Source organism: Streptomyces sp. NBC_00086, assembly GCF_026343255.1.
Lineage (GTDB): Bacteria > Actinomycetota > Actinomycetes > Streptomycetales > Streptomycetaceae > Streptomyces.
Genome location: NZ_JAPELZ010000001.1, coordinates 2,787,396 through 2,811,824, shown reverse-complemented (window position 1 = coordinate 2,811,824; position 24,429 = coordinate 2,787,396). Strand labels below are relative to the sequence as shown.

The window sequence follows — 24,429 nt, the reverse complement described above, 5'->3', positions numbered from 1 at the left end:
GGGGGTTAGGGTCAGGTCCATGTCCGAATCCGAGCTGGACCTCACCCTGGACGCCGCCGAGCTGACCGCCCGGCTCGTCGACATTCCCTCCGTGAGCGGTGACGAGAAGGTACTCGCCGACCTCGTGGAACACGCCTTGCGCGGCCTGCCGCACCTGACCGTGGACCGCTTCGGCAACAACGTGGTCGCGCGCACGCACCTGGGCCGCGCCGAACGCGTCGTACTCGCCGGGCACCTCGACACCGTGCCGATCGCCGACAACGTGCCCTCCCGCCTCGACGAGAACGACGTCCTGTGGGGATGCGGCACCACCGACATGAAGTCGGGCGTCGCCGTACAACTGCGCATCGCGGCCACGGTCCCCGAGCCCAACCGGGACCTCACCTTCGTCTTCTACGACCAGGAAGAGGTCGCCGCCGACCTCAACGGCCTCGGCAAGGTCGCCGAAGCCCACCCCGACTGGCTGACCGGCGACTTCGCCGTCCTCCTCGAACCCTCCAACGCCGAGGTCGAGGGCGGCTGCCAGGGCACCCTGCGCGTCCTGCTCCACACGACCGGCGAGCGCGCCCACTCCGCGCGCAGCTGGATGGGCTCCAACGCCATCCACGCGGCGAGCCCGATCCTGGCGACGCTGGCGGCGTACGAGCCCCGCAAGCCCGTGATCGACGGCCTGGAGTACCACGAGGGCCTCAACGCGGTCCGCATCGAGGGCGGCGTCGCCAACAACGTCATCCCGCACGAGTGCACCGTCACGGTCAACTTCCGCTTCGCCCCCGACCGGAGCGTGGACGAGGCGATCGCCCACGTCCGCGAGGTGTTCGCGGACTGCGGCGTCGACGAGTTCGTCGTCGACGACTTCTCGCCCGGCGCCCTGCCCGGCCTCTCCCACCCGGCCGCCGCGGCCTTCATGGAGGCCGTCGGAGGACACGCCATGCCGAAGTTCGGCTGGACGGACGTCTCCCGCTTCAGCGCGCTGGGCGTCCCGGCGGTCAACTACGGCCCGGGCGACGCCCTGCTGGCCCACAAGGCCGACGAGCGCGTCGAAACGAAGGCGATCCTCCACTGCGAGGAACGACTCCGCGCCTGGCTGACCGCCTGAATTCCGCTTCTCGTCACCTTTGTGCGCCTAACCTGATCCAACGATCAGCAGGAGGGAGCACATCATGGGCAACCCTGAAGGGTCCGCTCGTCGTCGGCCCGAGGAGCAGCAGCTCGGGCCGGTGCTGAGGAGGCGGGGCCAGGTGCAGGCCGGCAGTACGACGGACCAGCGGCTGCTGGATTCGGCCGGGCCCTCCGAGTGGGTGCACACCGATCCGTGGCGGGTCCTGCGCATCCAGTCGGAGTTCATCGAGGGCTTCGGCACCCTGGCGGAGCTGCCGCCGGCGATCAGCGTGTTCGGCTCCGCCCGGACGCCGGCGGGCTCGCCGGAGTACGAGGCGGGCGTGCGGATCGGCGGCGCGCTCGTGGACGCCGGGTTCGCGGTGATCACGGGCGGCGGTCCCGGCGCCATGGAGGCGGCCAACAAGGGCGCGCGGGAAGCGGGCGGCCTCTCGGTCGGCCTGGGCATCGAGCTCCCCTTCGAGCAGGGCCTCAACGAGCACGTCGACCTCGGGCTGAACTTCCGCTACTTCTTCGTCCGCAAGACGATGTTCGTGAAGTACAGCCAGGGCTTCGTGGTCCTGCCGGGCGGTCTCGGCACCCTCGACGAGATGTTCGAGGCCCTGACCCTGGTCCAGACGCAGAAGATCACCCGCTTCCCGATCGTGCTGTTCGGCACGGCGTACTGGAGCGGGCTCATCGACTGGCTGAAGAACACGGTCATCGCCCAGGGCAAGGCCTCGGAGAAGGACCTCTACCTCTTCCACGTCACCGACGACGTGGACGAGGCGATCGCGCTCGTGACGAAGGAAGTCGGTCTGTAGGACCGCCTCCGACCGCTACGCCAGCCCCCGGCGGGCGACCGCCGGGGGCCGGTGGCCCTGGATGGAGCGGACCATGTCCAGGACCTGCTTGGTTTCCGCGACCTCGTGGACGCGGTAGACCTGGGCGCCCAGCCAGGCCGAGACGGCCGTCGTGGCCAGGGTGCCCAGGAGGCGTTCCTTCACGGGCTTGTCGAGGGTCTCGCCGACGAAGTCCTTGTTGGAGAGGGAGACCAGGACCGGCCAGCCCGTCTCCGCCATCTCCGAGAGGCGGCGGGTGGCCTCCAGGGAGTGGCGGGTGTTCTTCCCGAAGTCGTGGCCCGGGTCGATCATGATCGACTCGCGGGGGACGCCCAGGGCCGCGGCGCGTTCGGCCAGGCCGACCGTGACGCGCAGGATGTCGGCCATCACGTCCTCGTACTCGGTCCGGTGCGGCCGGGTCCGCGGCTCGACCCCGCCCGCGTGGGTGCAGACGATGCCCGCGCCGTACCGCGCAGCGACCTCCGCGAGCTTCGGGTCCACCCCGCCCCACGCGTCGTTGAGGAGATCGGCACCGGCCTCGCAGACGGCCTCGCCGACCTCGTGGCGCCAGGTGTCGACGCTGATCACCACGTCGGGGTGGCGGCGGCGGACCTCGGCGACGAAGCCCACCGTGCGCCGGGCCTCCTCCACCGCGTCCACGTGCTCGCCGGGACCCGCCTTCACCCCGCCGATGTCGATGATCGCGGCGCCCTCGGCCACCGCCTGCTCGACCCGGTCCAGGGCCGGCTCGTCGCGGAAGGTCGCTCCCTGGTCGTAGAAGGAGTCAGGGGTCCGGTTCACGATGGCCATGATCACCGTCTCGTGGTCGTCGAACTCGCGCCTGCCCAGTCGCAGCATCCTGCTCTTTCCTCCTTCGGCGACCCTTGCGCCTCGCCAGCGACCTTAACCTGGTGGCCGGAGTCTCTCAGGGGAGTTGATCGTGTTCGCGTTCTTGCTCATCGCGCTGGTCGTGGTCGTCGCCGGAGTCACCCTCGCGGTGGCCGGCGGAGGGTCCGAGGCCGTGCTGCCGGAGGCCGAGCCCGACCGGCTGTCCGACGCGCTGCCGGAGAACCGTCCCGTCGTACGGGCGGACATCGACGAGCTGCGTCTGCCCGTGGCCCCGCGCGGCTACCGGATGTCCGACGTGGACGACGTACTGGAGCGGCTGGCGGCGGAGCTGGCGGAGCGTGATGCGCGGATCGCGGAGCTCACGGCAGCGGCGGCGCCGGCTTCTGTCTCTGTCTCTGCCTCTGCTTCGGCTGAAGGCTCGGTGGACCTGACCAAGGCGGCCGAGCAGTGAGCGGAGTGCTCGCCGGACCCGACGGGGGCCTGCGGTGCCCCTGGGGGCTGGCCACCGAGGAGTACATCGCGTACCACGACACGGAGTGGGGCCGTACGGTCCACGGCGACGACGCGCTGTACGAGCGACTGTGCCTGGAAGCCTTCCAGTCGGGGCTGTCCTGGCTGACGATCCTGCGCCGGCGCGAGGGGTTCCGGAAGGCCTTCGCGGGCTTCGAGATCGCCGCGGTGGCGGATTTCGGGGCGGCCGACGTGGAACGGCTCCTCGCGGACGAGGGGATCATCCGGAACCGGGCCAAGGTCGAGGCGACCCTCGCCAACGCCAAGACCCTGGCCGGGTGGGGCGAGGGCGAACTGGACGCGCTGATCTGGTCCCACGCGCCGGCGCCGGGGCGGGCCCCGAAGAGCACCACCGAGATCCCGGCGGTGACTCCGGAGTCCACGGCGCTGGCCAAGGCCCTGAAGAAGGCGGGCATCCGCTTCGTGGGCCCCACGACGGCCTACGCCCTGATGCAGGCCTGCGGCCTGGTCAACGACCACCTGGCCCGCTGCGTCTCCCGCGACCTGCCCTGACCGAGCCCGCGCCGAGCACGCCCTGTCCGGCCCTGCGGGGCAAGAGTCCCCGACCCGCCCTTCCCCCGTTCCCCGGGCTCCGCCCGGACCCTTGGCCACCTCCGGCGCCGCTGCCGGGGGGCCAGCCCCCGGACCCCCGCTCCTCAAACGCCGGAGGGGCTGGATCGCCCGCAGGGCACTTCCAGCCTCGCCGCCGTCTTTCAGCCGTCCGGCGTTTGAGGACCGGGGTCTGGGGCGGAGCCCCAGGGGGTCCGGGCGCAGCCCGGGACCCTCCAGCCCGTCCGGCGTTTGAGGACCGGGTCAGGGCAGGCCCTGGGAACGGTGGAAGGGCGGGTCGGGGACTTTGCCCCGCGCAGCGGCAAGGGGCGCTGCGGGGACTTCGCCCCGCGCAGCGGCAAGAGGCGATGCGGGGACCCCGCCCGCGCAGGGGCCCCCGTACGCCCGGCGGGGCCGCGGCTCAGCGACCCAGGTAGCGCGGAGCCTCCTTCGCGAGGAAGGCCGCGACGGCGATGCCGTGGTCCTCAGAGGCCCCCGCACGGGCCTGGAGCACGTCCTCGTGGTCCAGCGCGTCGGAGAGCGACCGGGAGGCCCCGTACGCCAGGGACTCCTTCAGCGCCGCGTAGGCGACCGTCGGGCCCTGCGCGAGCCGCCGCGCCACGGCCAGCGCCTCGGCCGCCAGCTCCTCCGAGGGGACCACGCGGTTCGCGATGCCGAGTTCCAGGGCTTCCTGGGCCTTCACGGACCGCGGGAACAGCAACAGGTCGGAGGCGCGCGAGCCGCCGATCAGGCGGGGCAGCGTCCAGGAGACGCCCGAGTCGGCCGTCAGGGCGACACCCGCGAAGGACGTGTTGAACGAGGCGGTGTCCGCGACCACGCGGAAGTCCGCCGCCAGGGCGAATCCGAAGCCCGCGCCCGCCGCGACGCCGTTGACGCCCGCGACCACCGGCTTCGGCATCTCCGTCAGCGCCCGGACGATCGGGTTGTAGTGCTCCGCGACGGTGTTCATGGTCAGTGAGGAGCCGTGCTCGCGGTCGGCCGCCAGGAACCCGACGTGTTCCTTGAGGTCCTGGCCCACGCAGAACGCCCGGTTGCCGGCCGCGGTGAGCAGGACCGCCCGTACCGCCGGATCCCCGGCCGCCGCCCGGGCCGCGTCGCGCAGGGCGACCTTGGCCTCGGTGTTCATGGCGTTCATGGCCTCGGGACGGTTGATCGTGATGGTCGCGAGTCCGTCGGTCACTTCGTAGAGCACGCTGTCGGCCATGGCGGGGGTCCCCCTTCGTCGCGGGCTGGCTACCGGCCGGTACCGGCCGGTGCAAAGGTCAGCATGGCGGACCGGACGGGGGTCGGACATGTGATGTGCGTCAAATAAACGGAAGGGCAGACTCGTGCCGCGGCGGCGAAGTATCGCAGGCGTGTCCCCGAAATGAGTGGTTTTGGTCAAGCGCGTTGCACAAGTGTTCCCGGCCGATGTTGGTCATCGGGTCCTGACATGCGGGATAATGGCCTGGAAGCAATGTGTTCGATGCCGGGTACTAGGCGCCTGAATGGAGCCGTCGGCTGACGATGAACTGGTTTCAGGAAGGGGAACGAGCATGGCGGCCATGAAGCCGCGGACGGGCGACGGCCCGCTCGAGGTCACCAAGGAGGGGCGGGGCATCGTCATGCGCGTACCGCTCGAGGGCGGCGGTCGGCTCGTCGTCGAGCTGACTCCGGACGAGGCGGACGCCCTGGGTGACGCCCTGAAGAAGGTCGTCGGCTGATCCCCAGGTCCACCAGGGATGACTGACAGTACTTTCGCTGCATTCTCTGCACTGCCCCGGCCGCGATCTGCGGTCGGGGCAGTGTTGTGTCCGCAAGGACCGAGGGCCTAGGACCGAGAACCACACCGGGGCGCGGCTCCTCGCCGGAACCGTGCCGGGCGGTACGGCCGCGCAGACCTTCGCGCTACCGCGCCGACCCGCGACCGCAGCGCGGGCTCAGCGCCGGACCGCGCACAGCAGCCCGTCGCCGACCGGGAGCAGGGCGGCCTCCAGGGCCGGGCTCTCGCGGACGCTGCGCAGCAGCTCGCGGACGCGGAGCACCTCCACCGGCTGGGCCGCGGAGTCGACCGTACGGCCGTCGGAGAAGACTCCCTCGAAGCAGACCAGGCCGCCGGGGCGGAGCAGGCGCAACGATTCAGCGAGGTAGTCGAGGGACTCGGACGGGTCCCCGTCGCAGAAGACGAGGTCGTATCCGCCGTCGGCCAGCCGGGGCAGTACGTCCAGGGCGCGGCCCGGGATGAAGCGGGCGCGGTTGCCCGCGAAGCCGGCGGCGCGGAAGGCCTGGCGGGCGAAGGCCTGCCGGTCCGCTTCGGGATCCACGGTGGTCAGGACCCCGTCGGCGCGCATGCCGTGCAGGAGGTGGATGCCGGACACGCCGGTTCCGGTGCCGATCTCGGCGACCGCCTTGGCGTCCGCGGTGGCGGCGAGCAGGCGCAGCGCGGCCCCGGTGCCGGGGGAGACGGAACGCAGTCCCGCTTCCCTGGACCGGTCGCGGGCCCATCGCAGAGCGTCGTCTTCGGCGACAAACGCGTCGGCGAACGCCCAGCTCGTCTGCCGGTTGCCGGTAATGACCCTCTCCTGTCCCCATAGTTGGCGCAACGGTGACTGTATCCGCTGGAGTCGGGAACCCGCAGATGGGACCGGGCGTTGAGAGCAGTAGAGACGCAAGAACGGCCTGGGGCCTGAAGCCCGTGCAAAGTTACTGCAAAAAAGCTTATCCAGAGCTGACGGGAGGGGTGGCTATGGTAGGGATTCCGCTGGACACCACCAGAGCCGACAGGGGAGGTGCGGCTGCGCCTGTGGATCGTGGGGGTGTCCTCCGACGCCTCTTCTGGTCGGCCGGTGAGCCGAAATCCGTGACCAACATTGCTGACCGTTTCCGCACCGTAGACACCGCAACCACCGCGACGTTCGCCGCCGATGCGGGCTCCCAGGCGTGGACCCCTCCCTCGTGGGAGGAGATCGTCAGCACGCACAGTGCGCGGGTCTACCGTCTCGCCTACAGGCTGACGGGCAACCAGCACGACGCCGAGGACCTGACGCAGGAAGTCTTCGTCCGCGTCTTCCGCTCGCTGTCCACGTACACGCCCGGCACCTTCGAGGGCTGGCTGCACCGGATCACCACGAACCTCTTCCTCGACATGGTCCGCCGCAAGCAGCGCATCCGCTTCGACGCCCTCGCCGACGACGCCGCCGAGCGGCTGCCGAGCCGTGAGCCGTCCCCGCAGCAGGTGCTGCACGACACCCACTTCGACGCGGACGTCCAGCAGGCGCTGGACACCCTCGCGCCCGAGTTCCGCGCGGCCGTGGTGCTCTGCGACATCGAAGGCCTGTCCTACGAGGAGATCGCCGCCACGCTCGGCGTGAAGCTCGGCACCGTGCGCAGCCGTATCCACCGGGGCCGTTCGCACCTGCGCAAGGCGCTCAAGCACCGTTCTCCCGAGGCCCGTGCCGAGCAGCGCGCGCTGGCCGGTGTGGCCGTGGGCGCGCCCGGCGCAGGGGGAGAGGGCGGAGCCGAGTGAGCGGGATCAGTCCGTCCCCGTCGCCCGCCGAACAGGCCTCCTCCGCCGAACGGCATCTGGGCGACCGGCTCGCCGCCCTCGTGGACGGGGAGTTGGACCACGACGCGCGCGAGCGGGTACTGGCGCACCTGGCGACGTGCCCCAAGTGCAAGGCCGAGGCCGATGCGCAGCGGCGCCTGAAGACCATGTTCGTGGAGAGCGCTCCGCCTCCGCTGTCGGCCGGGCTGCTGGCGCGGTTGCAGGGGCTGCCGGGAGGCGGCTCCGAGGGCCCCTCAGGCCCCTCCGGCCCCTTCGGGCCGTCCGCGGGAGCCGACCCCTTCGCGCCCTTCGGCTACGCGCCGCCTGCGGCCGCGGCCGCGCCGCAGCAGCAGGGCTTCCGGATACACGAGGTGGGCCGGCAGCGGCGCCGCTTCGCGTTCGTGGCCGCAGGAGCGGTGTCGCTCGCCGCGATCGCGCTGGGCGGTTCGCTGCCGATGGAAGCGGTCGAGCCCAATGCCCGCGGCGAGGCCCCGGCCGCGCGCACGGGTCCCGTGGTCCCGGTGGTCGACGCGGTGGTCCGGGAGAACCGGCTGCCGAAGCCGGGCACCGTCCCGACGCTCCGCTCGGTCACCCCCCTCGCGGCCTCCCCGACGCCCGCCCGCCCGACCACTTCCGCCCGCCCGGTGTCCCTGTACCGCTAGTGCTGCGGCCGGAAGGTTCACCGGGGCGCGACGCCCGGCACGGCACCTCGTCACACTCCCGTCTGCCTCGCGACGCCCGGCAGGCGCTCTCGCCGCACCGGGCGGAAGCCGAGTACTCCGGGCGCCGTTCACCCGTTCCCCGTCCCCGCCCGTCCGGCCCGCCGGGGCGGGTGGCGGGGGCGACCTGGTTGAATCTCCGCCAGATGCCCCGCCCCGGGCGGCCGGCGGAGACCGACAGGTAGGCGGGGAGCGCCCATGTCCGACAGTCAGCAGACCGATCCGGCGGCGGATCCGGTACCCGCCCTCCTGCCCCGCTGGTGGAGCCGCCCCGCGGATCCCGTCGGCGCCGACGAGGTGTCCGTACCGGCCCCGCGGGCCGAGTCCCCCGCAGCCGGGGATCCGGCCCCCGCCCCGGTCCCCCAGTGGTGGAGTCGCCCCGCGGAGCCGGTCGCCGCGCACGAGGGATCCGTACCGCCGCCGAGGGCGGTGCCGGACGCGGACGCGGGCACGGACACGGAGCCGCGGTACGACCCGTGGGGTGCGCGGCCGCTCCAGGCGGTGGACCACGGCCGGGCGGGATCCCGCCGGGTTCGGCTGCGCCAGGGCATCCTCCTCGGCGTCGGGATCGCCCTCCTGGCCGGTGGCATCGGCGGCTACGCGGGGGTCCTCGCCGAGCGGCAGGCCGGCACCCGCCTCGAACTTCCGCAGGCGGCCCGCGCCGACCGCGGCCGCGCTCCCGACAGCGTCGCCGGGATCGCCGCCACCGCGCTCCCCGGTGTGGTCACCCTGCACGTCAACGGCGCGCAGAGCAGCTCGACCGGCACCGGCTTCGTCCTCGACGGGCAGGGCCACATCCTCACCAACAACCACGTGGTCAACGGGGCCCGGACCATAACGGTCACCTTCAGCACCGGCGAGAGCGTCCCCGCCGAACTGGTCGGCGGCGACACCGGATACGACCTGGCCGTCGTCAAGGTCGACGGGGTACGGGGCCTGCGGCCGCTGGCGCTCGGCAACTCCGAGAACGTCGAGGTCGGCGACCCCGTCGTGGCCATCGGAGCCCCCTACGACCTGTCCAACACCGTCACCGCGGGCATCATCAGCGCCACCGGCCGTCCCATCACCGCCGGCGGCGACAAGGGCGACGGCAGCGACGTCAGCTACGTCGACGCCCTCCAGACCGACGCCCCCATCAACCCCGGCAACTCCGGCGGACCGCTCCTCGACGCCAAGGCCCAGGTGATCGGCATCAACAGCGCCATCCGGGGAGGCGACGGCAAGGACAGCTCCGGACAGCAGCGCGGCAGCATCGGCCTAGGCTTCGCCATCCCGGTGAACCAGGGCAAGCGCGTGGCCGAGGAGCTGATCCGCACCGGCCGCGCCACCCACCCCGTCATCGGCGTCACCCTGGACATGGACTACTCCGGCGACGGCGCCCGGGTGGGGGAGAAGGGCGAGGACGGCAAGCCCGCCGTCACCGCGGGCGGGCCCGGAGCCCGCGCGGGCATCAGGCCGGGCGACGTGATCACCGAGGTCGACGGGGTACGGGTGCACGGCGGCGACGAGCTGGTGATCAAGGTCCGCGCCCACCGGCCGGGCGACCGGCTCACCCTCACCGTGCTGCGCGAGGGCCGGGAGCGCACGCTGGAAGTGGTCCTCGGATCCGCGAACGGATCATGACGGGCGGGTGAATGCCGAAGCGGTCCGGTAATCAGCCGGTCCTGGTGTATTGGCCTGCGGACCGGGCCGGGTACCGTGTGACAGGCCTGACGTGAAGAGAGCCGAGGAGCGGGGCAAGGTGTTCAACGACATAGGCGCACTCGAGCTGGTCACGATCGTGGTGCTCGCCATTCTCATCTTCGGCCCGGACAAGCTGCCCAAGGTCATCCAGGACGTCACGGGCGTCATCCGGAAGATCCGCGCTTTCTCCGACAGCGCGAAGCAGGACATCCGCTCCGAGCTCGGTCCGGAATTCAAGGACTTCGAGTTCGAGGACCTGAACCCGAAGAACTTCATCCGCAAGCAGCTGACCGAGAACGAGGACCTCAAGGAGATCCGGAGCAGCTTCGATCTCCGCAAGGAACTCAACGACGTCACCGACGCGGTCAACGGCAAGGAGTCCGAGCCGGCCGCGGCCGCCGACGGCGCCCTCCCCGCCGCCGCGCCGGGCGCCGGACCGGACATGGTCAAGAAGCCCGCGACCCCGGCGCAGGACCAGCGCACGCGCTACGACGCCGACGCGACCTGACGCCACCGGGGACCACGCGCACGCCCGCTTGCCCGGCGAACCGCGGTCGGATGGCTATCCTCCTTGAGTCCGGACCCAGGACGCCCGAGGGGGGTGGGCCGTTCCGGATCCCACGGAACGAGAGGCCGCTCAGATGGAGACGACGAGCAGTAGCCGGGTAGGCACGCAGCCCGCCGAGGCACAGACGCCAGCCCCCGCACTGGCAGCAGACCCTCCGCAGTCCCCGGACGCGGGCGCCCCGCCCGTCCCTGCCGCCCGCCGGGCGGCCGAGGGGTACCTGCGGGCCGACTTCCCCTGGTACGGGCTGGACGGGGCCTTCAGCGGCCCCCGCTGGCTGATGCAGGTCGCCGCGGGCGCCGACGGAAGCGTGGAACACGGCTCGACCGGTCACGGTGACGAGCCCTCCGCCCGCGGCGAGATCGCCACCGGGGAGAAGGAGCGCTTCGCGGTGGTCGTCACCGTGGCCAGCAACCCGCTGCGCCGCACCGCCGACGGCACCGGCGTCCTGGAGGCCACCTCGGTCTCCTCGGCGGCCTGGCTGGCCGGCTCGGGGCTGCTGGCCTACAGCTGGCCGGGGCAGATGGACCACAGCCTGCGCAACGACTGGCTCGACCAGCAGACCGAGGCCGCGTGGGAGCTCGCGGACGACCTCGCGGGGCCGGACTGGTCGACGCTGTCGCTGCCGGTGGACGGGGAGCCGACGCCGTTCCACTACCGCGAGTCGGAGTTCGGGTGGGTCCTGGCCGGATCGACCGGCAGCGGGGTGCACTTGGGTGCGTACGGGCGCGGGATGAGCGCGTACGGGCTCGGCTTCTCGGTGATCGGCGACCTGGCGGCGTACGAGTAGGAACAAGAAAAACAGGAACAAGAAAAAGGGGGGCTCAGCGATGGAATTCCATCGCTGAGCCCCCCTTTTTCAGCGTGTCAGGGTGTCAGAACTTGTTGCGCGGGGTGATCCCCAGGGACATGCCCGCCAGGCCGCGGGCGCGGCCGCCGAGCTTGCCCGCGATGGCGCGCAGGGCCGCGCCGGCGGGGGAGTCGGGGTCCGACAGGACGACCGGGGTGCCGTCGTCGCCGCCCTCGCGCAGGCGGACGTCGATCGGGATCGAGCCCAGCACCGGTACCGCCGCGCCGACCGTCTTGGTCAGGCCGTCGGCGACCTTCTGGCCACCGCCCGAGCCGAACACGTCGACCATCTCGTCGCAGTGCGGGCAGGGCAGTCCGGACATGTTCTCGACGACGCCGACGATCTTCTGGTGGGTCTGCACGGCGATCGAGCCGGCCCGCTCCGCGACCTCGGCCGCGGCCTGCTGCGGGGTGGTCACGACGAGGATCTCGGCGTTCGGCACGAGCTGGGCCACGGAGATCGCGATGTCGCCCGTGCCCGGCGGCAGGTCGAGCAGCAGGACGTCCAGGTCGCCCCAGTACACGTCGGCCAGGAACTGCTGGAGGGCCCGGTGCAGCATCGGACCGCGCCACACCACGGGCGCGTTGCCCGGGGTGAACATGCCGATGGAGATGACCTTCACGCCGTGCGAGGACGGCGGCATGATCATGTTCTCGACCTGGGTGGGGCGGCCCTCGACCCCGAGCATGCGCGGCACGCTGTGGCCGTAGATGTCGGCGTCGACCACGCCGACCTTGAGGCCGTCGGCCGCCATCGCCGCCGCCAGGTTCACGGTGACCGAGGACTTGCCGACGCCGCCCTTGCCGGAGGCGACCGCGTAGACGCGGGTCAGCGAGCCGGGCTGGGCGAAGGGGACCTCGCGCTCGGCGGTGCCGCCGCGCAGGGTCGCCGCGAGGTCCTTGCGCTGCTCGTCGCTCATCACGTCCAGCGTGACGGCGACCGAGGTGACGCCGGGGACCCGCTGCACGGCCTCGGTGACCAGGTTGGTGATGGTCTCGCGCATGGGGCAGCCCGACACGGTCAGGAACACGGTGACGGCGACCTCGCCGCCGTCGCCGATCTCCACCGATTTGACCATGCCCAGCTCGGTGATGGGCCGGTGGATCTCGGGGTCGTTCACCGTCGCCAGCGCGTCCAGGATCGCGTCCTGTTCGGGCACGGCAGCGGCGGAGGCGGAGCTTGTGTCGGTAGCCATGCCCCGATGGTACGGCGCGGTGGCGGGCCTCAGGGAAGCCCGCTAGCGGTCGCCTTCGTCACTCTCGGCGGGGAATAGCCGCCGCTCGTCCATCTCCTTGATCAGATCCTGGAACTCGGACCGGATCCAGTCGCGCGTGGCGACCTCTCCCAGACCCATCCGCAGCGCCGCGATCTCCCGGGTCAGGTACTCGGTGTCGGCCAGCGAGCGCTCGTTCTGCTTGCGGTCCTGCTCCAGGTTGACCCGGTCCCTGTCGTCCTGGCGGTTCTGTGCCAGCAGGATCAGCGGGGCCGCGTAGGAGGCCTGGAGCGACAGCATCAGGGTCAGGAAGATGAAGGGGTACTGGTCGAAGCGCACGCTCTCGGGCGCAAAGATGTTCCAGAGCACCCAGATGATGATGACGACCGTCATCCATACGATGAACCGGCCCGTGCCGAGGAACCGCGCGACCCGCTCCGAGAGCCGCCCGAAGGCCTCCGGGTCGTACTCGGGCAGCAGCCGCCGGCGCGCCGGGCGCGGCAGGTCGAGCCGGGTCCGCGAGCGCGACAGCGCGCTCGCCCCCGACGACTGGCCCGACTGGCCCGCCTTCGCCCGCTCGCCGCGCTCGAAAGAGGAACGTTCCGCCCGCTCGGCGGCCGCCTCCGACAGCCCGTACTCGCGCCCTGCGGCGCGTGCCTGCTCGCGCCGTTCCCGGGCCTGCTCCTTGCGCCGCTCGCGCGGCTGCTCGCCGCGCCCCCGCTCAGTCCCCACGGAGGGCCCCTTCCGCACGCTCGGAATCCTGGGGACCCCCGGGGCCCTCCGAATGGAAGTCCGTCTCCCGCCAGTCGTCCGGCAGCAGGTGGTCCAGTACGTCGTCCACGGTGACCGCGCCCAGCAGCGAGCCGCTCTCGTCGACGACCGGGACAGCGACCATGTTGTACGCGGCCAGGTAGCTGGTCACCACCGGCAGCGAGGCGTCCGGCCGCAGCGGCGCCAGCCCGGTGTCCACGATCGAGCTGACCAGGGTGAACGGCGGATCGCGCAGCAGCCGCTGGAAGTGCACCGTGCCCAGGTACTTGCCCGTCGGCGTCTCGTCCGGCGGCCGGCACACGTACACCTGCGCCGCCAGCGCCGGCGACAGGTCCGACTGCCGTACGCGGGCCAGCGCGTCGGCGACCGTCGCGTCGGGCCGCAGCACGATCGGCTCCGTGGTCATCAGACCGCCCGCGGTGTTCTCCTCGTACGACAGCAGGCGCCGCACGTCGGCCGCGTCGTCCGGCCGCATCAGCGTCAGCAGCCGTTCCTTGTCGTCCTCCGGCAGCTCCGAGAGCAGGTCGGCCGCGTCGTCCGGGTCCATCGCCTCCAGGACGTCGGCCGCGCGCTCCTCCTTCAGCTTCCCGAGGATCTCCACCTGCTCGTCCTCGGGCAGCTCCTCCATGACGTCCGCGAGCCGGTCGTCGTCCAGCGCGCTCGCCACCTCGGCACGCCGCTTGGGCGTCAGGTGGTGCAGGACGTTCGCCACGTCCGCGGGGCGCATCTGCTCGAAGGTGGCGACCAGGTTCTCGGCGCCCTGCCCGTGCTCCTCCAGCGAGAAGCCCGTCACCGCCGACCACTCCACGGTCAGGGTCTCGCCGCGCCGCCGCAGCGCGCCCGACTTGCCCTTCCGTACGAAGATCCGGTCGATCTCCCAGTCACGGCGGGCCGGCAGCTGCTGGATGGCCACGTCCAGGACGGTGACCTCCTCGTCGTCCGCGACCAGGCGCACCCGCCGGTCCAGCAGTTCGCCGAGGATCAGCCGCTCGGTGGGGCGCTGCTCGAAGCGCCGCATGTTGACCACGCCGGTGGTGATCACCTGGCCGGACTCGACGCCCGTCACCCGGGTCATGGGCAGGAAGATCCGCCGCCGGCTGACGACCTCCACCACCAGACCGAGCAGCCGGGGCGGCCGACCGCCCACGCGGAGCATCGCGACGAGGTCGCGCACCCGGCCCACCTGGTCGCCGTTGGGGTCGAAGACGGGCACACCCGACAGATGAGAGACGAAGATCCGTGGGGCGCCTGCCGCCATCCGAGCGCCTCCTACGAGCTGCGTCATCCGTCGATCACCGGTACTGCCGCCCCCAGGTTAGCCCGTACCGCACACAACCTCCTGGTGGGGCCGTCCGCCCGGGCATCCCCCGGCGCCGGCGCGGCGCCCCCGGGACCTCCGTACGCGCGTCCCCACGGGCTGCGCACGGGCGCCGCGCGGAGGCCCGCGTACGGGCGGGTACGCTGCCAGCTGCTCGCCGACGCAACGAGAGGGGCACCTGCCCGTGACCGCCTATTTCCCCGCCCCGCGGCTGCGCCGGGCCGCCTTCGTCGGTGCCCTCTGCGCGGGCCTGGCCGTCGTCGGAACGGGGTGCGGGGCGGATCCCGACGAGGGGACGAACGGGGTCGGCAAACTGTCCGCCGACCAGATCGAGGACAAGGCGAAGACGGCCGTCACCGGGGCGCAGTCGGTCCACCTCTCCGGCACGCTCGTCAGCGGCGGCAAATCCTTCACCCTGGACATGCGGCTCGGGGCGGACGGCGGCTCCGGCGAGGTGAAGTCCCAGGACGACACCACCTTCCAGCTGCTGCGGGTCGGGGAGCAGCTCTACCTCAAGGCGGGCGCCGCGTTCTGGGGGCAGTCCGAGGCGGCCGGCAAGCTCGGCGACAAGTTCGTCAAGGTGCCCGAGGGCGACCCCTCGTACAAGCAGTTCCGCGGGTTCACCGACATGCAGGTCATGCTCGACGGGCTGCTCGGGCTCGACGGGAAGCTCACCAAGAGCGAGGACTACACCAAGGTCGGGCTCACCCGGGCCGTCCAGGTCTCGGCGGACAAGGGCAAGGGCGGCAAACTCTCGGTCTCCCTGGAGGGCACCCCCTACCCGCTCCTGATGGAACGCGCGGGCGGCGCCGGCCGGGTGACCCTCGCGGAATGGGGCAAGCCGGTCGAGCTGACCGCGCCCGAGCCGGACCAGACCGTGGACTACGGCTCCGAGCTGCCCACGACCAAGGAGCAGGAGGGCGCCCCCAAGGCCTCCGGCCAGGGCACCAACCCGCAGGGCTAGCGCGCCTGTCCCTAGGGCCGGGCCGCCTTCTTCTTCCGCTTCAGCAGCAGCTTCGGCAGCCCCGCCGGGATGGGCTGCCGGGTCGTCGCCGGGGAGCCCAGCGGAGCCGCCGCCAGCGAACCCTCGGGGAGGTCGGCCCGGACCGACTCCGGCTCCAGGCGGAGCAGCCGGCACTCCCGCGCCCAGCGCTCGGTCATCTCGGCGGAGTCGGGCGCGTTGAGCCGCTTGCCCTTGAGCTCGGCCACCGCGGCCTCCCACGGCTCGCTGCCGGGCACGAGCTCGCGTACGGTCGCCGTCCACGCGACGAGCCGGCCGCCCTTGTCCTTGCTGCGCACGGTCACCTCGGCCGCCGCCCCGTCCGCGAGCCCCGGGAACGGCTGCTCCCCGGGCCCGTCGCCGAGCACGTGCGCCGCGCCGTCCACCCAGGCGTGCCACAGCCCGCGGTCGGCCCCGGAGCCGCGGACCCAGATGAGGCCGGACTTCTTGGTGGCCTCCTCGACGAGGGCCAGATCGAGCGCGCTGAGAGTCATGCGCACAGGGTAGCCAGCGCCCCCCGCACGCTCACAGCCAGTGGGCTCACAGCCAGCCGTGCCGGCGCAGGGCCCGGTGGATGGTGAAGCAGGTTCCGGCGATGGTGGCCATCACCATCGGATAGCCGTAGCGCCACTGGAGCTCCGGCATGTGCTCGAAGTTCATCCCGTACACCCCGCAGATCATCGTGGGCACGGCGATGATCGCCGCCCAAGAGGTGATCTTGCGCATGTCCTCGTTCTGCGCGACGGTCGCCTGCGCCAGATTGGCCTGGAGGATTGAGTTCAGCAGCTCGTCGAAGCCGACGACCTGCTCGTGCACCCGGGCCAGGTGGTCGGCGACGTCGCGGAAGTACTTCTGGATGTCGGGCTCCACCAGCCGCATCGGGCGCTCGCTGAGCAGCTCCATGGGGCGCAGCAGCGGGGAGACGGCCCGCTTGAACTCCAGCACCTCGCGCTTGAGCTGGTAGATGCGGCCCGCGTCGCCGCCGCGCGCGGCGCCTTTGGCGGGGGCGGCGAAGACCTCGCTCTCCACCTCGTCGATGTCGTCCTGTACGGCCGCGGCGACGGCGATGTACCCGTCGACCACGTGGTCGGCGAGGGAGTGCAGGACGGCGGACGGGCCCTTGGCGAGCAGCGCCGGGTCGTCCTGGAGGCGGTGGCGCAGGCCCTTGAGGGAGCCGTGGCCGCCGTGCCGGACGGTGATGACGAAGTCGGGGCCGGTGAAGCACATCACCTCGCCGGTCTCCACCACCTCGCTGGTGGCGGTGAGTTCGGCGTGCTCGACGTAGTGGATCGTCTTGAAGACGGTGAAGAGGGTGTCGTCGTAGCGCTCCAGCTTCGGCCGCTGGTGCGCGTGCACCGCGTCCTCCACGGCGAGCGGGTGCAGCCCGAACACGGCGGCGATCCCCGCGAACTCGGCCTCCGTCGGCTCGTGCAGGCCGATCCACGCGAATCCGCCGTCCTCGCGGACCTCGCGCAGCGCCTCACGGGGCGTCAGGCAGGAGGCTCCCTGCGCGCGCACGTCGCGCCGCCCGTCGCGGTAGACGGCGCAGTCGACCACCGCGCTGTTCGCGGACGGGTCGCGGGTGGTGTCGTAGCCGGGCTGTGCCGGGGTGGACCTGCGCAGCGCGGGGCGGACGGCGGCACGGAGGTAGGGCAGCATCGACATGGCAGGCTCCTTCGCGCGCACGGCTGCGGACCGTACGGGTGGGAGGTCCTTCCGGATGACACGCTCACCGCGGTCGGCAGTCCGGGCGGGCAGGCGGAAGGATCAGGCAGGACGGGAGGACACAGTTCTTCCGTCGCTCTTCGACCGATCCGACGTGTGGATCCAAGACCCGCGGATCAAAGGGGGCGCGGCGCGCCCGTCGGCGAAGTGGAAGAGCGAGAGGTACCGCACGTACTGTGCGATCGACTTCGATGCACCGCAGCCCCACCTCCTCCGGCCGGTCCCCCGTAAGGGACGTCCTGTCGCCGGGGCACTGAAACTTCTCTTCTGAGAGCGTCCCCGACCAGCGGTCAACGATATCAGCCGACGGATGGTCAAGAGCCGCTCTTTACCCGGCTGATACGAGTTCTATGCTCGCTCCATGGCAGAAATTCTGGCCCTTGTGGAAGCCCGGCTGCGCGCCGCCCTCGGCGAACCCGACGCCCGCGCCGCCGTCACCTTCCTGGGCACCGACCGTTTCGAAGTCCTCCGCTTCACCGAGGGCGACCTCGTGCGGTACGCGACCCTCGGCATGTCCGCCCAGCCGATGACCGACCCGACGGCGGTGGTCTCCGACCCGGTCCGCGGCCCGCGCGCGGAACTCGTCCTGACCGTACGGGGCGGCCTCGCGCCCACCGACAAGCTGCTGAGGCCGCTCGCCGTGCTGGCGGCCTCGCCCCAGGTGGAAGGACTCGTCGTGACGCCCGGCGCCTCACTGGACGTGGGCGAACCCCTCTGGGACGGGGCGCCGTTCACCTCCGTGCTCGTCGCGGAGCCCGGCGGGCTGGTCGAGGACGTCGTCCTGGACGACCCCATGGATCCCGTCTCCTTCTTCCCCCTCCTGCCGATGACGGCGAACGAGGCGGCGTGGAAGAGGGTCCACGGCGCCGCCGCCCTGCAGGAACGCTGGCTCGCGCGCGGCACGGATCTGCGGGACCCTCTGCGTACGGCAGTCGCACTGGACTGAGCATCCGGCCGCCGCCCGGCCGCCCGGACGGGTGAGCGCGTCTTGACGGGGCGCGCGGCGGGGAGGAGCGTGGCTTCTTATGAGGGGCGAACCGAGTTGCCCGAAGTGTGGTGGCCGGGTCAGGGCGCCCGGTCTTTTCGCCGACTCCTGGCAGTGCGCTGTGCACGGCACCGTCCATCCCCTGCAGCCCGTGATCCCGCCGAGCGTCGAAGGTCTGGGCGTGGTGGTGAACCGGGCGCAGGTACCGGTCTGGATGCCCTGGCCGCTGCCCGTCGGCTGGCTGTTCACCGGGGTCGCCTCCGCCGGTGACGACCGCAGCGGCGGCCGGGCCACCGCCGTCGCCTGCTCGGGTCCCGGCCCGCTGGGCGGCATCGGCGAGCTGCTGCTGATCGCCGAGGAGCTGGGCGTCGGCCTGGGCGCGCGGTTCGCCGGTCTCGACGCCCCCGACCCGGGCCGCTACATGAACGTCTCCGCCCCGCCGCACGCCAAGGTGGTCGCCGCCGGGCGCCCGACGCCGCTCTGGCACGTCACCGGCGTACCCGAGGACCGGGCCGTCTTCGCGGGCGAGGCGCGCGGGCTGTGGCTGTGGGCGATCGTCTGGCCGGAGCAGTCGGGCCTGCTGATGTACGACGAGCTGGTCCTGACCGACCTGCGCGACGCGGGGGCCGAGGTGGAACTGCTGCCCTGCGGCGCCCTGAGCCCCCGGATTCTGTCCTCCTGACGCGCCGCTCGCGCGGCTCGGCGCCGGGGGGCGCCTCCCCGGCTTCGCGGCGCTGCGCCGGACTCCGTCCGGCGGACCAGACGGGCCGGTCCGGCGCTGAGGCGCCATGCGGGCGGTCCGGCGGCATCCGGCGCGGCCCGGCCGGTGGGTCCCGTACCGGGAAAAGCGGACGCTATCCTGGAGTGTCCCCCGTCCGCGTGTGAACCCTGGAGTTCGGCTGTGCGCATCGATCTGCACGCCCACTCCACGGCCTCGGACGGTACGGACACCCCCGCCGAGCTGGTGCGCAATGCCGCCGGTGCGGGGCTCGACGTGGTGGCGCTGACCGACCACGACACCGTCGCCGGATACCGCGAGGCCATCGCCGCGCTGCCCCAGGGGCTGACCCTGGTCACCGGCGCCGAGCTGAGCTGCCGTCTCGACGGCATCGGCATGCACATGCTGGCGTACCTCTTCGACCCGGAGGAGCCCGAGCTCTTCCGCGAGCGCGAGCTGGTGCGCGACGACCGCACCCCGCGCGCGCAGGCCATGATCGGCAAGCTGCAGGGCCTCGGGGTGGACATCACCTGGGAGCGGGTGGCCCGGATCGCCGGTGACGGCTCCGTGGGGCGCCCGCACATCGCCGCCGCGCTCGTCGAGCTGGGCGTCGTGCCCACCGTGTCCGACGCCTTCACCGCGCACTGGCTCGCCGACGGCGGCCGCGCGTACGCCGAGAAGCACGAGCTCGACCCCTTCGACGCGATCCGCCTGGTCAAGGCGGCCGGCGGGGTCACCGTCTTCGCCCATCCCGCCGCCGTCAAGCGCGGCACCTGCGTGCCCGAGAGCGCGATAGCCGCCCTCGCCTCGGCCGGCCTCGACGGCATCGAGGTCGACCACATGGACCACGACGAAGCGACCCGCGCGCGCCTGCGCGGCCTGGCCGGCGACCTCGGTCTGCTGACCACCGGGTCCAGCGATTACCACGGCAGCCGCAAGACCTGCCGCCTCGGGGAGTACACGACCGACCCCGAGATCTACGGCGAGATCACCCGCCGTGCCACCGGGGCGTTCCCGGTCCCCGGCGCCGGTGGACGCGTACGCGGCTGACCTCTGCCGCCGCTCCCCGCTGCACCTTCCCCTTTTTCGTGACACCCCTCTTCTGCAAGGCATCACTGTGCTCGATTTCGCCGTCTTCGGATCCCTCTTTCTCACGCTTTTTGTGATTATGGACCCCCCTGGGATCACGCCCATCTTCCTCGCGCTGACCTCCGGCCGCCCCGCCAAGGTGCAGCGCCGCATGGCCTGGCAGGCCGTCTGCGTCGCCTTCGGCGTCATCGCCGTCTTCGGCATCTGCGGCCAGCAGATCCTCGACTACCTGCACGTCTCCGTGCCCGCCCTGATGATCGCGGGCGGGCTGCTGCTCCTGCTCATCGCGCTCGACCTGCTCACCGGCAAGACCGACGAGCCGAAGCAGACCAAGGACGTGAACGTCGCGCTCGTCCCGCTCGGCATGCCGCTGCTCGCCGGGCCCGGCGCGATCGTCTCGGTGATCCTGGCCGTGCAGAAGGCCGACGGACTCACCGGTCAGTTCTCCGTGTGGGCCGCGATCGTCGCGATGCACATCGTGCTGTGGGTGGTGATGCGCTATTCGCTCGTCATCATCCGCGTGATCAAGGACGGCGGCGTGGTCCTCGTGACGCGCCTGGCGGGCATGATGCTGTCCGCGATCGCCGTCCAGCAGATCATCAACGGCGTGCTCCAGGTGATCGAAGCCGCGTAGCGTCACCCGCCGCGCATGCGAACGCCCCCGCACCGGGATCGGTGCGGGGGCGTTCGGCGAATAGGTGGACGCGGTCAGTTGGACACGGTCTCAGCCGGTCGGATCAGGATGCGCTGGCCTACGGCCGCGGCCTGCTGCACGATCCGGTTGACGGAGGCCGCGTCCACGACGGTGCTGTCCACGGCAGATCCGTCGACGTCGTCCAGGCGCAGAATCTCGAAGCGCATGGGGCTTCTCCCTTCGTCAGTGTTTCTCCTTGTACAGGGTTAACGAAGTGTAAGCCGCAAACATTCCCTACGCTAAGGAAATTTTTTCCTTGTCTAACTACTAACGGGTACCGGAGACGTCAGAGGCCTCCCCGGAGGCCCCCTCGCACGCCTCCCAGAACGCCTTCAGCGCCGCCGCCGTGGCCGCCGGATCCTCGGCGTTCGGAGAGTGTTCCGTCCCCGGGACCACCACCCGCGCCGCGCCCAGCCGGCGCGCCATCCCGTCCATCTCCGACACCGGCCACACCGGGTCCGTCTCCCCGGACAGCACCAGCTTCGCGAGCCCGGGCGCCGCGGCGACCAGCTCGTCGATCCGGTCCGGCTCCTCGATCAGCGCCCGGCCGGTGACCATCAGCTGCTCGGGGACGGTCCCCAGCCAGCGGGCGCGCAGGAAGGCCGCGAGGGCCGGGTCCTCGGCGGGCGCGTCGCGCGGATCCATGGCGCGCATGGCCGCCCAGATGCCCGGCATGTCGTCGCCCATCGCCTCCAGCGCCGAGACCAGCAGCTTCGTACGGCCCTGCTGGTCCGCGCAGACCGCGCCCGGGCCGCTGCTCAGCAGCGTGAGGCTGGCGTACGGGGCCGGGTCGAGGACCACGGCCGCCCGGACGATCAGCCCGCCCAGCGAATGCCCGAGCAGGTGCACGGGACCGGCCGCGTCCAGGGCGGCGGTCTGCGCGAGGACGTCCCGCGCCAGCTCCGCGAGGGCGTACGGGGCCTGCGTGCGCGGGCCGCCGCTCTCGTGCTGGCCGCGGCCGTCGACGGCGACGACGCGGTACCCGGCGTCGGCCAGCGGCCCGAGAAGACCGATGAAGTCCTCTTTGCTGCCGGTGTAGCCGGGCACCAGCAGGGCGGTGCCGCGGGCCGGCCCGGCGGGCAGGGCCTCGTGCGCGGCGAACTCGCCGCGGGCCGTGACCAGCCGGTACGCGCGGGCTGCGGGCGGGAGCGTGAGGGACGGCGGCTTGCTCATGGCCCGAGGTTACCGGCCCGTACGCCCGTACGGGAGCTCCGCCCGGGCCCGGGTACGCCGATGGCCCCGGCCCCCTCGAAGGGGGACCGGGGCCATCGGCAGGGCGTTACGCCTCCGGGGTCTCCACCGCGGCGACGGCCTTGCGGGTCCGCGTGCGCTTCGGCTTGACCGGAGCCTCCTCGGCAGCGGCCTCGGCGGCCGGAGCCTCCGGGGCGGCAGCCGCGACCTTGCGGGTGCGGGTGCGCTTCGGCTTGACCGGAGCCTCCTCCGCCACCGGGGCGGCGGCTTCGGCGACGACCTCGGCGGCCGGGGCGGCAGCTGCGACCTTGCGGGTGCGGGTGCGCTTCGGCTTGACCGGGGCCTCCTCGGCGACGGCGACAGCAACCGGCGCGACGGCCGGAGCGGCCGGAGCCTCGACCACGGCGGCCTGGGCGACGACCTCGGCCACCGGGGCGACGACCTCGGCCACCGGAGCGGCCGCGGCCTTGCGGGGAGCACGGGCACGCGGGGCGCTGCTGCGCGGGGCACTGCTCCGGGGGGCGCTGGTACGGCGCTCCCGGACCGGCTCCACGAGCGGGGCCATCTGGAAGTCGACCTCGGGCTCCACGACGAACGGGGCCAGGGGCTCCAGCGTCGTCGAGGGGGCGACGAAGGTGGCGGCCGGAGCGGCCGACCGGGTCCGGCGACGACGCGGCTTGCGCGCCTCGTCGGCGGCCGGAGCCTCCGGAGCCTGGATCGCCGGAGCCTGGACCGCCGGAGCGGCCGCGGCGACCGGGGTGGCCTCGGTGGTGACCGGGGTCAGGAGCTCGGCGCCCTGGTCCGAGCCGCCACGGGTGCGGCGGCGCTGGCGCGGGGCACGGGCGGGACGCTCCTCGGTGACCGGGGCGGCGGCACTGCGGCCACCGTCACGTCCACCATCACGACCGGCATCACGGCCACCGTCACGACCGGCATCGCGCCCGCGGTCACGACCGCCGTCGCGACCGCTGTCACGGCCACCGTCGCGGCCGCCACGGCCACCGCGGCCGCCGGTCTCGCCCAGGTCTTCCAGGTTCTCGGCCTTCAGGCCGGCCCGCGTGCGCTCGGCGCGCGGCAGGACGCCCTTGGTACCGGCCGGGATGTTCATCTGCTCGTACAGGTGCGGGGACGTGGAGTACGTCTCCACCGGGTCGTGGAAGTCCAGCTCCAGCGCCTTGTTGATCAGCTGCCAGCGCGGGATGTCGTCCCAGTCGACCAGGGTGACGGCGATGCCCTTCTTGCCCGCGCGGCCGGTGCGGCCCACGCGGTGCAGGAAGGTCTTCTCGTCCTCGGGCGTCTGGTAGTTGATGACGTGGGTGACACCCTCGACATCGATACCGCGCGCGGCGACGTCGGTGCAGACCAGCACGTCGACCTTGCCGTTGCGGAAGGCGCGCAGCGCCTGCTCGCGGGCGCCCTGGCCCAGGTCGCCGTGGACGGCGCCCGAGGCGAAGCCGCGCTTCTCCAGCTGCTCGGCGATGTCGGCCGCCGTGCGCTTGGTGCGGCAGAAGATCATGGCGAGCCCGCGGCCTTCGGCCTGCAGGATGCGGGAGACGAGCTCCGGCTTGTCCATGTTGTGCGCACGGAAGACGTGCTGCGTGGTGTTGGCGACGGTCGCGCCCTCACCGTCCTCGGAGACGGCGCGGATGTGCGTCGGCTGGGTCATGTACCGGCGGGCCAGCCCGATGACCGCACCCGGCATGGTCGCCGAGAACAGCATCGTCTGACGCTTGGCCGGGAGGTAGCTCATGATCCTCTCGACGTCGGGCAGGAAGCCCAGGTCGAGCATTTCGTCGGCCTCGTCGAGGACGAGGGCCTTGACCTTGGAGAGGTCGAGCTTCTTCTGCCCGGCCAGGTCGAGCAGGCGGCCCGGGGTGCCGACGATGACGTCGACGCCCTTCTTGAGCGCCTCGACCTGCGGCTCGTACGCGCGGCCGCCGTATATGGCGAGGACGCGGACGTTGCGGACCTTGCCCGCGGTGAGGAGGTCGTTGGTGACCTGGGTGCAGAGCTCGCGGGTCGGAACCACCACGAGGGCCTGCGGGGCGTCGGTGAGCTGATCCGGCGTGGAACGGCCGGCCTCGACGTCCGCGGGGACGACGACGCGCTCCAGCAGGGGGAGGCCGAAACCGAGCGTCTTGCCGGTACCGGTCTTGGCCTGGCCGATGACGTCCGTGCCGGACATGGCGACGGGGAGGGTCATCTCCTGGATCGGGAAGGGGGACACAATGCCGACGGCCTCAAGGGCTTCGGCCGTCTCGGGAAAGATCCCGAGGTCTCGGAACGTAGTCAGGGTGCTGCCTCTTCTGTGAGACGCGGCGCGAGGCGGCGAAGGGGGTCGTACCGTGCCGGGCTTGCAGTACTACTACGTACGTACGAAGCTGCGCGGGACCACGAGCCATCGCTCAGGCGCTTTATGCCGCTGAGGGGGCCCCTCGTGGGAGGCGGTACGTATGAACGTACGCATCACGCCGAGGGCGGTCGGGTGGAGCCGATCGGGCCACCGACCGGGCATC

General features: G+C 72.2%; 25 protein-coding genes and 1 pseudogene. 15 read left to right on the top strand and 11 right to left on the bottom strand.

What is annotated here, in order from left to right:
* The first annotated feature begins 19 nt into the window (after positions 1 to 19).
* Both dapE and OG276_RS12305 read left to right on the top strand, forming a co-directional pair.
* The gene (dapE, locus tag OG276_RS12310; RefSeq protein WP_266904807.1) at positions 20 to 1,099 is read left to right on the top strand and encodes a succinyl-diaminopimelate desuccinylase; all 1,080 of its coding nucleotides are present in this window, start codon (positions 20 to 22) and stop codon (positions 1,097 to 1,099) included.
* Positions 1,100 to 1,163: 64 nt separating this feature from the next.
* Positions 1,164 to 1,922, top strand: coding sequence for a TIGR00730 family Rossman fold protein (locus OG276_RS12305; protein WP_266904805.1), 759 nt, complete (start codon positions 1,164 to 1,166; stop codon positions 1,920 to 1,922).
* Between the two features lie 15 nt (positions 1,923 to 1,937).
* Here OG276_RS12305 and folP read toward each other — a convergent pair whose 3' ends face one another.
* Positions 1,938 to 2,798 carry a dihydropteroate synthase gene (gene folP / locus OG276_RS12300; protein WP_266904803.1) on the bottom strand — a complete coding sequence of 287 codons (861 nt, stop codon included), beginning with the start codon at positions 2,796 to 2,798 and terminating at the stop codon, positions 1,938 to 1,940.
* Between the two features lie 76 nt (positions 2,799 to 2,874).
* Between folP and OG276_RS12295 the strand changes: the two genes are divergently transcribed.
* Positions 2,875 to 3,240: a DivIVA domain-containing protein gene (locus tag OG276_RS12295; RefSeq protein ID WP_266904802.1), complete on the top strand. Its 366-nt coding sequence runs from the start codon at positions 2,875 to 2,877 to the stop codon at positions 3,238 to 3,240.
* Entirely contained in the window at positions 3,237 to 3,812 is a 576-nt protein-coding gene (locus tag OG276_RS12290; RefSeq protein ID WP_323182331.1) for a DNA-3-methyladenine glycosylase I, read from the top strand. Before OG276_RS12295 ends, OG276_RS12290 begins: the two co-directional genes overlap by 4 nt.
* A 457-nt stretch (positions 3,813 to 4,269) precedes the next feature.
* Here OG276_RS12290 and OG276_RS12285 read toward each other — a convergent pair whose 3' ends face one another.
* A complete protein-coding gene (locus OG276_RS12285) occupies positions 4,270 to 5,073 on the bottom strand; it encodes an enoyl-CoA hydratase/isomerase family protein (protein ID WP_266904800.1) in 804 nt (267 codons plus the stop codon).
* Positions 5,074 to 5,404: 331 nt separating this feature from the next.
* On the opposite strand from OG276_RS12285, the gene OG276_RS12280 reads away from it, so the two are divergent.
* Positions 5,405 to 5,572: a DUF3117 domain-containing protein gene (locus OG276_RS12280; protein WP_003966491.1), complete on the top strand. Its 168-nt coding sequence runs from the start codon at positions 5,405 to 5,407 to the stop codon at positions 5,570 to 5,572.
* 216 nt (positions 5,573 to 5,788) lie between these two features.
* On the opposite strand, the gene OG276_RS12275 is transcribed toward OG276_RS12280, so the two are convergent.
* Positions 5,789 to 6,451, bottom strand: coding sequence for an O-methyltransferase (locus OG276_RS12275; RefSeq protein WP_243335946.1), 663 nt, complete (start codon positions 6,449 to 6,451; stop codon positions 5,789 to 5,791).
* A gap of 143 nt (positions 6,452 to 6,594) precedes the next feature.
* Between OG276_RS12275 and sigE the strand changes: the two genes are divergently transcribed.
* The 5 genes and pseudogenes from sigE (at position 6,595) to OG276_RS12250 (ending at position 11,149) form a co-directional block, all read left to right on the top strand.
* A complete protein-coding gene (gene sigE / locus OG276_RS12270; RefSeq protein ID WP_243335949.1) occupies positions 6,595 to 7,374 on the top strand; it encodes an RNA polymerase sigma factor SigE in 780 nt (259 codons plus the stop codon).
* Positions 7,371 to 7,838 (top strand): annotated as a pseudogene (locus OG276_RS12265) (anti-sigma factor); the annotation flags it as partial. The gene sigE and the pseudogene OG276_RS12265, both read left to right, overlap by 4 nt.
* A 471-nt stretch (positions 7,839 to 8,309) precedes the next feature.
* Positions 8,310 to 9,734 carry a trypsin-like peptidase domain-containing protein gene (locus tag OG276_RS12260; RefSeq protein ID WP_323182330.1) on the top strand — a complete coding sequence of 475 codons (1,425 nt, stop codon included), beginning with the start codon at positions 8,310 to 8,312 and terminating at the stop codon, positions 9,732 to 9,734.
* Between the two features lie 118 nt (positions 9,735 to 9,852).
* Positions 9,853 to 10,302: a sec-independent translocase gene (locus tag OG276_RS12255; protein ID WP_266912730.1), complete on the top strand. Its 450-nt coding sequence runs from the start codon at positions 9,853 to 9,855 to the stop codon at positions 10,300 to 10,302.
* Between the two features lie 133 nt (positions 10,303 to 10,435).
* Positions 10,436 to 11,149 carry a hypothetical protein gene (locus tag OG276_RS12250; protein WP_266904799.1) on the top strand — a complete coding sequence of 238 codons (714 nt, stop codon included), beginning with the start codon at positions 10,436 to 10,438 and terminating at the stop codon, positions 11,147 to 11,149.
* A gap of 85 nt (positions 11,150 to 11,234) precedes the next feature.
* Here OG276_RS12250 and OG276_RS12245 read toward each other — a convergent pair whose 3' ends face one another.
* From OG276_RS12245 to OG276_RS12235, 3 genes are all read right to left on the bottom strand, one after another.
* On the bottom strand, positions 11,235 to 12,404 hold the full coding sequence (locus tag OG276_RS12245) for an Mrp/NBP35 family ATP-binding protein (protein ID WP_266904798.1): 1,170 nt from the start codon (positions 12,402 to 12,404) through the stop codon (positions 11,235 to 11,237).
* A gap of 42 nt (positions 12,405 to 12,446) precedes the next feature.
* A complete protein-coding gene (locus OG276_RS12240; RefSeq protein ID WP_250741830.1) occupies positions 12,447 to 12,953 on the bottom strand; it encodes a DUF1003 domain-containing protein in 507 nt (168 codons plus the stop codon).
* A gap of 190 nt (positions 12,954 to 13,143) precedes the next feature.
* A complete protein-coding gene (locus OG276_RS12235) occupies positions 13,144 to 14,451 on the bottom strand; it encodes a CBS domain-containing protein (protein WP_266904797.1) in 1,308 nt (435 codons plus the stop codon).
* Between the two features lie 244 nt (positions 14,452 to 14,695).
* Here OG276_RS12235 and OG276_RS12230 point away from each other — a divergent pair, with 244 nt between their 5' ends.
* Positions 14,696 to 15,475 (top strand): hypothetical protein, encoded by a 780-nt coding sequence (locus OG276_RS12230; RefSeq protein WP_266904796.1) that lies wholly within the window; start codon positions 14,696 to 14,698, stop codon positions 15,473 to 15,475.
* 11 nt (positions 15,476 to 15,486) lie between these two features.
* Here OG276_RS12230 and OG276_RS12225 read toward each other — a convergent pair whose 3' ends face one another.
* Positions 15,487 to 16,005 carry a hypothetical protein gene (locus OG276_RS12225; protein WP_266904795.1) on the bottom strand — a complete coding sequence of 173 codons (519 nt, stop codon included), beginning with the start codon at positions 16,003 to 16,005 and terminating at the stop codon, positions 15,487 to 15,489.
* A gap of 46 nt (positions 16,006 to 16,051) precedes the next feature.
* Positions 16,052 to 17,176, bottom strand: a complete 1,125-nt coding sequence (locus tag OG276_RS12220; RefSeq protein ID WP_266904794.1) for a magnesium and cobalt transport protein CorA — start codon at positions 17,174 to 17,176, stop codon at positions 16,052 to 16,054.
* Between the two features lie 421 nt (positions 17,177 to 17,597).
* Here OG276_RS12220 and OG276_RS12215 point away from each other — a divergent pair, with 421 nt between their 5' ends.
* From OG276_RS12215 to OG276_RS12200, 4 genes are all read left to right on the top strand, one after another.
* Positions 17,598 to 18,182, top strand: a complete 585-nt coding sequence (locus tag OG276_RS12215) for a suppressor of fused domain protein (protein WP_266904793.1) — start codon at positions 17,598 to 17,600, stop codon at positions 18,180 to 18,182.
* 79 nt (positions 18,183 to 18,261) lie between these two features.
* Positions 18,262 to 18,903: a DUF6758 family protein gene (locus OG276_RS12210; RefSeq protein WP_266904792.1), complete on the top strand. Its 642-nt coding sequence runs from the start codon at positions 18,262 to 18,264 to the stop codon at positions 18,901 to 18,903.
* A gap of 219 nt (positions 18,904 to 19,122) precedes the next feature.
* Complete coding sequence (locus tag OG276_RS12205; RefSeq protein ID WP_266904791.1) at positions 19,123 to 19,989, top strand: PHP domain-containing protein; 867 nt, start codon at positions 19,123 to 19,125, stop codon at positions 19,987 to 19,989.
* 67 nt (positions 19,990 to 20,056) lie between these two features.
* Positions 20,057 to 20,662 (top strand): MarC family protein, encoded by a 606-nt coding sequence (locus tag OG276_RS12200; RefSeq protein ID WP_266912728.1) that lies wholly within the window; start codon positions 20,057 to 20,059, stop codon positions 20,660 to 20,662.
* Positions 20,663 to 20,736: 74 nt separating this feature from the next.
* Here OG276_RS12200 and OG276_RS12195 read toward each other — a convergent pair whose 3' ends face one another.
* The 3 genes from OG276_RS12195 to OG276_RS12185 form a co-directional block, all read right to left on the bottom strand.
* Positions 20,737 to 20,889: a hypothetical protein gene (locus OG276_RS12195; protein WP_243335969.1), complete on the bottom strand. Its 153-nt coding sequence runs from the start codon at positions 20,887 to 20,889 to the stop codon at positions 20,737 to 20,739.
* A gap of 100 nt (positions 20,890 to 20,989) precedes the next feature.
* Positions 20,990 to 21,895 carry an alpha/beta fold hydrolase gene (locus OG276_RS12190; RefSeq protein ID WP_266904790.1) on the bottom strand — a complete coding sequence of 302 codons (906 nt, stop codon included), beginning with the start codon at positions 21,893 to 21,895 and terminating at the stop codon, positions 20,990 to 20,992.
* 106 nt (positions 21,896 to 22,001) lie between these two features.
* Positions 22,002 to 24,116, bottom strand: a complete 2,115-nt coding sequence (locus tag OG276_RS12185; RefSeq protein WP_266904789.1) for a DEAD/DEAH box helicase — start codon at positions 24,114 to 24,116, stop codon at positions 22,002 to 22,004.
* Positions 24,117 to 24,429 lie beyond the last annotated feature (313 nt).

Bases quoted from the DNA above. Each gene is read 5' to 3' on its own strand.
- dapE (WP_266904807.1), top strand. From the start codon at position 20: ATGTCCGAATCCGAGCTGGACCTCACCCTGGACGCCGCCGAGCTGACC.
- OG276_RS12305 (WP_266904805.1), top strand. From the start codon at position 1,164: ATGGGCAACCCTGAAGGGTCCGCTCGTCGTCGGCCCGAGGAGCAGCAG.
- folP (WP_266904803.1), bottom strand. From the start codon at position 2,798: ATGCTGCGACTGGGCAGGCGCGAGTTCGACGACCACGAGACGGTGATC.
- OG276_RS12285 (WP_266904800.1), bottom strand. From the start codon at position 5,073: ATGGCCGACAGCGTGCTCTACGAAGTGACCGACGGACTCGCGACCATC.
- OG276_RS12280 (WP_003966491.1), top strand. From the start codon at position 5,405: ATGGCGGCCATGAAGCCGCGGACGGGCGACGGCCCGCTCGAGGTCACC.
- sigE (WP_243335949.1), top strand. From the start codon at position 6,595: ATGGTAGGGATTCCGCTGGACACCACCAGAGCCGACAGGGGAGGTGCG.
- OG276_RS12260 (WP_323182330.1), top strand. From the start codon at position 8,310: ATGTCCGACAGTCAGCAGACCGATCCGGCGGCGGATCCGGTACCCGCC.
- OG276_RS12250 (WP_266904799.1), top strand. From the start codon at position 10,436: ATGGAGACGACGAGCAGTAGCCGGGTAGGCACGCAGCCCGCCGAGGCA.
- OG276_RS12245 (WP_266904798.1), bottom strand. From the start codon at position 12,404: ATGGCTACCGACACAAGCTCCGCCTCCGCCGCTGCCGTGCCCGAACAG.
- OG276_RS12235 (WP_266904797.1), bottom strand. From the start codon at position 14,451: ATGGCGGCAGGCGCCCCACGGATCTTCGTCTCTCATCTGTCGGGTGTG.
- OG276_RS12225 (WP_266904795.1), bottom strand. From the start codon at position 16,005: ATGACTCTCAGCGCGCTCGATCTGGCCCTCGTCGAGGAGGCCACCAAG.
- OG276_RS12220 (WP_266904794.1), bottom strand. From the start codon at position 17,176: ATGTCGATGCTGCCCTACCTCCGTGCCGCCGTCCGCCCCGCGCTGCGC.
- OG276_RS12215 (WP_266904793.1), top strand. From the start codon at position 17,598: ATGGCAGAAATTCTGGCCCTTGTGGAAGCCCGGCTGCGCGCCGCCCTC.
- OG276_RS12210 (WP_266904792.1), top strand. From the start codon at position 18,262: ATGAGGGGCGAACCGAGTTGCCCGAAGTGTGGTGGCCGGGTCAGGGCG.
- OG276_RS12195 (WP_243335969.1), bottom strand. From the start codon at position 20,889: ATGCGCTTCGAGATTCTGCGCCTGGACGACGTCGACGGATCTGCCGTG.
- OG276_RS12190 (WP_266904790.1), bottom strand. From the start codon at position 21,895: ATGAGCAAGCCGCCGTCCCTCACGCTCCCGCCCGCAGCCCGCGCGTAC.
- OG276_RS12185 (WP_266904789.1), bottom strand. From the start codon at position 24,116: ATGACCCTCCCCGTCGCCATGTCCGGCACGGACGTCATCGGCCAGGCC.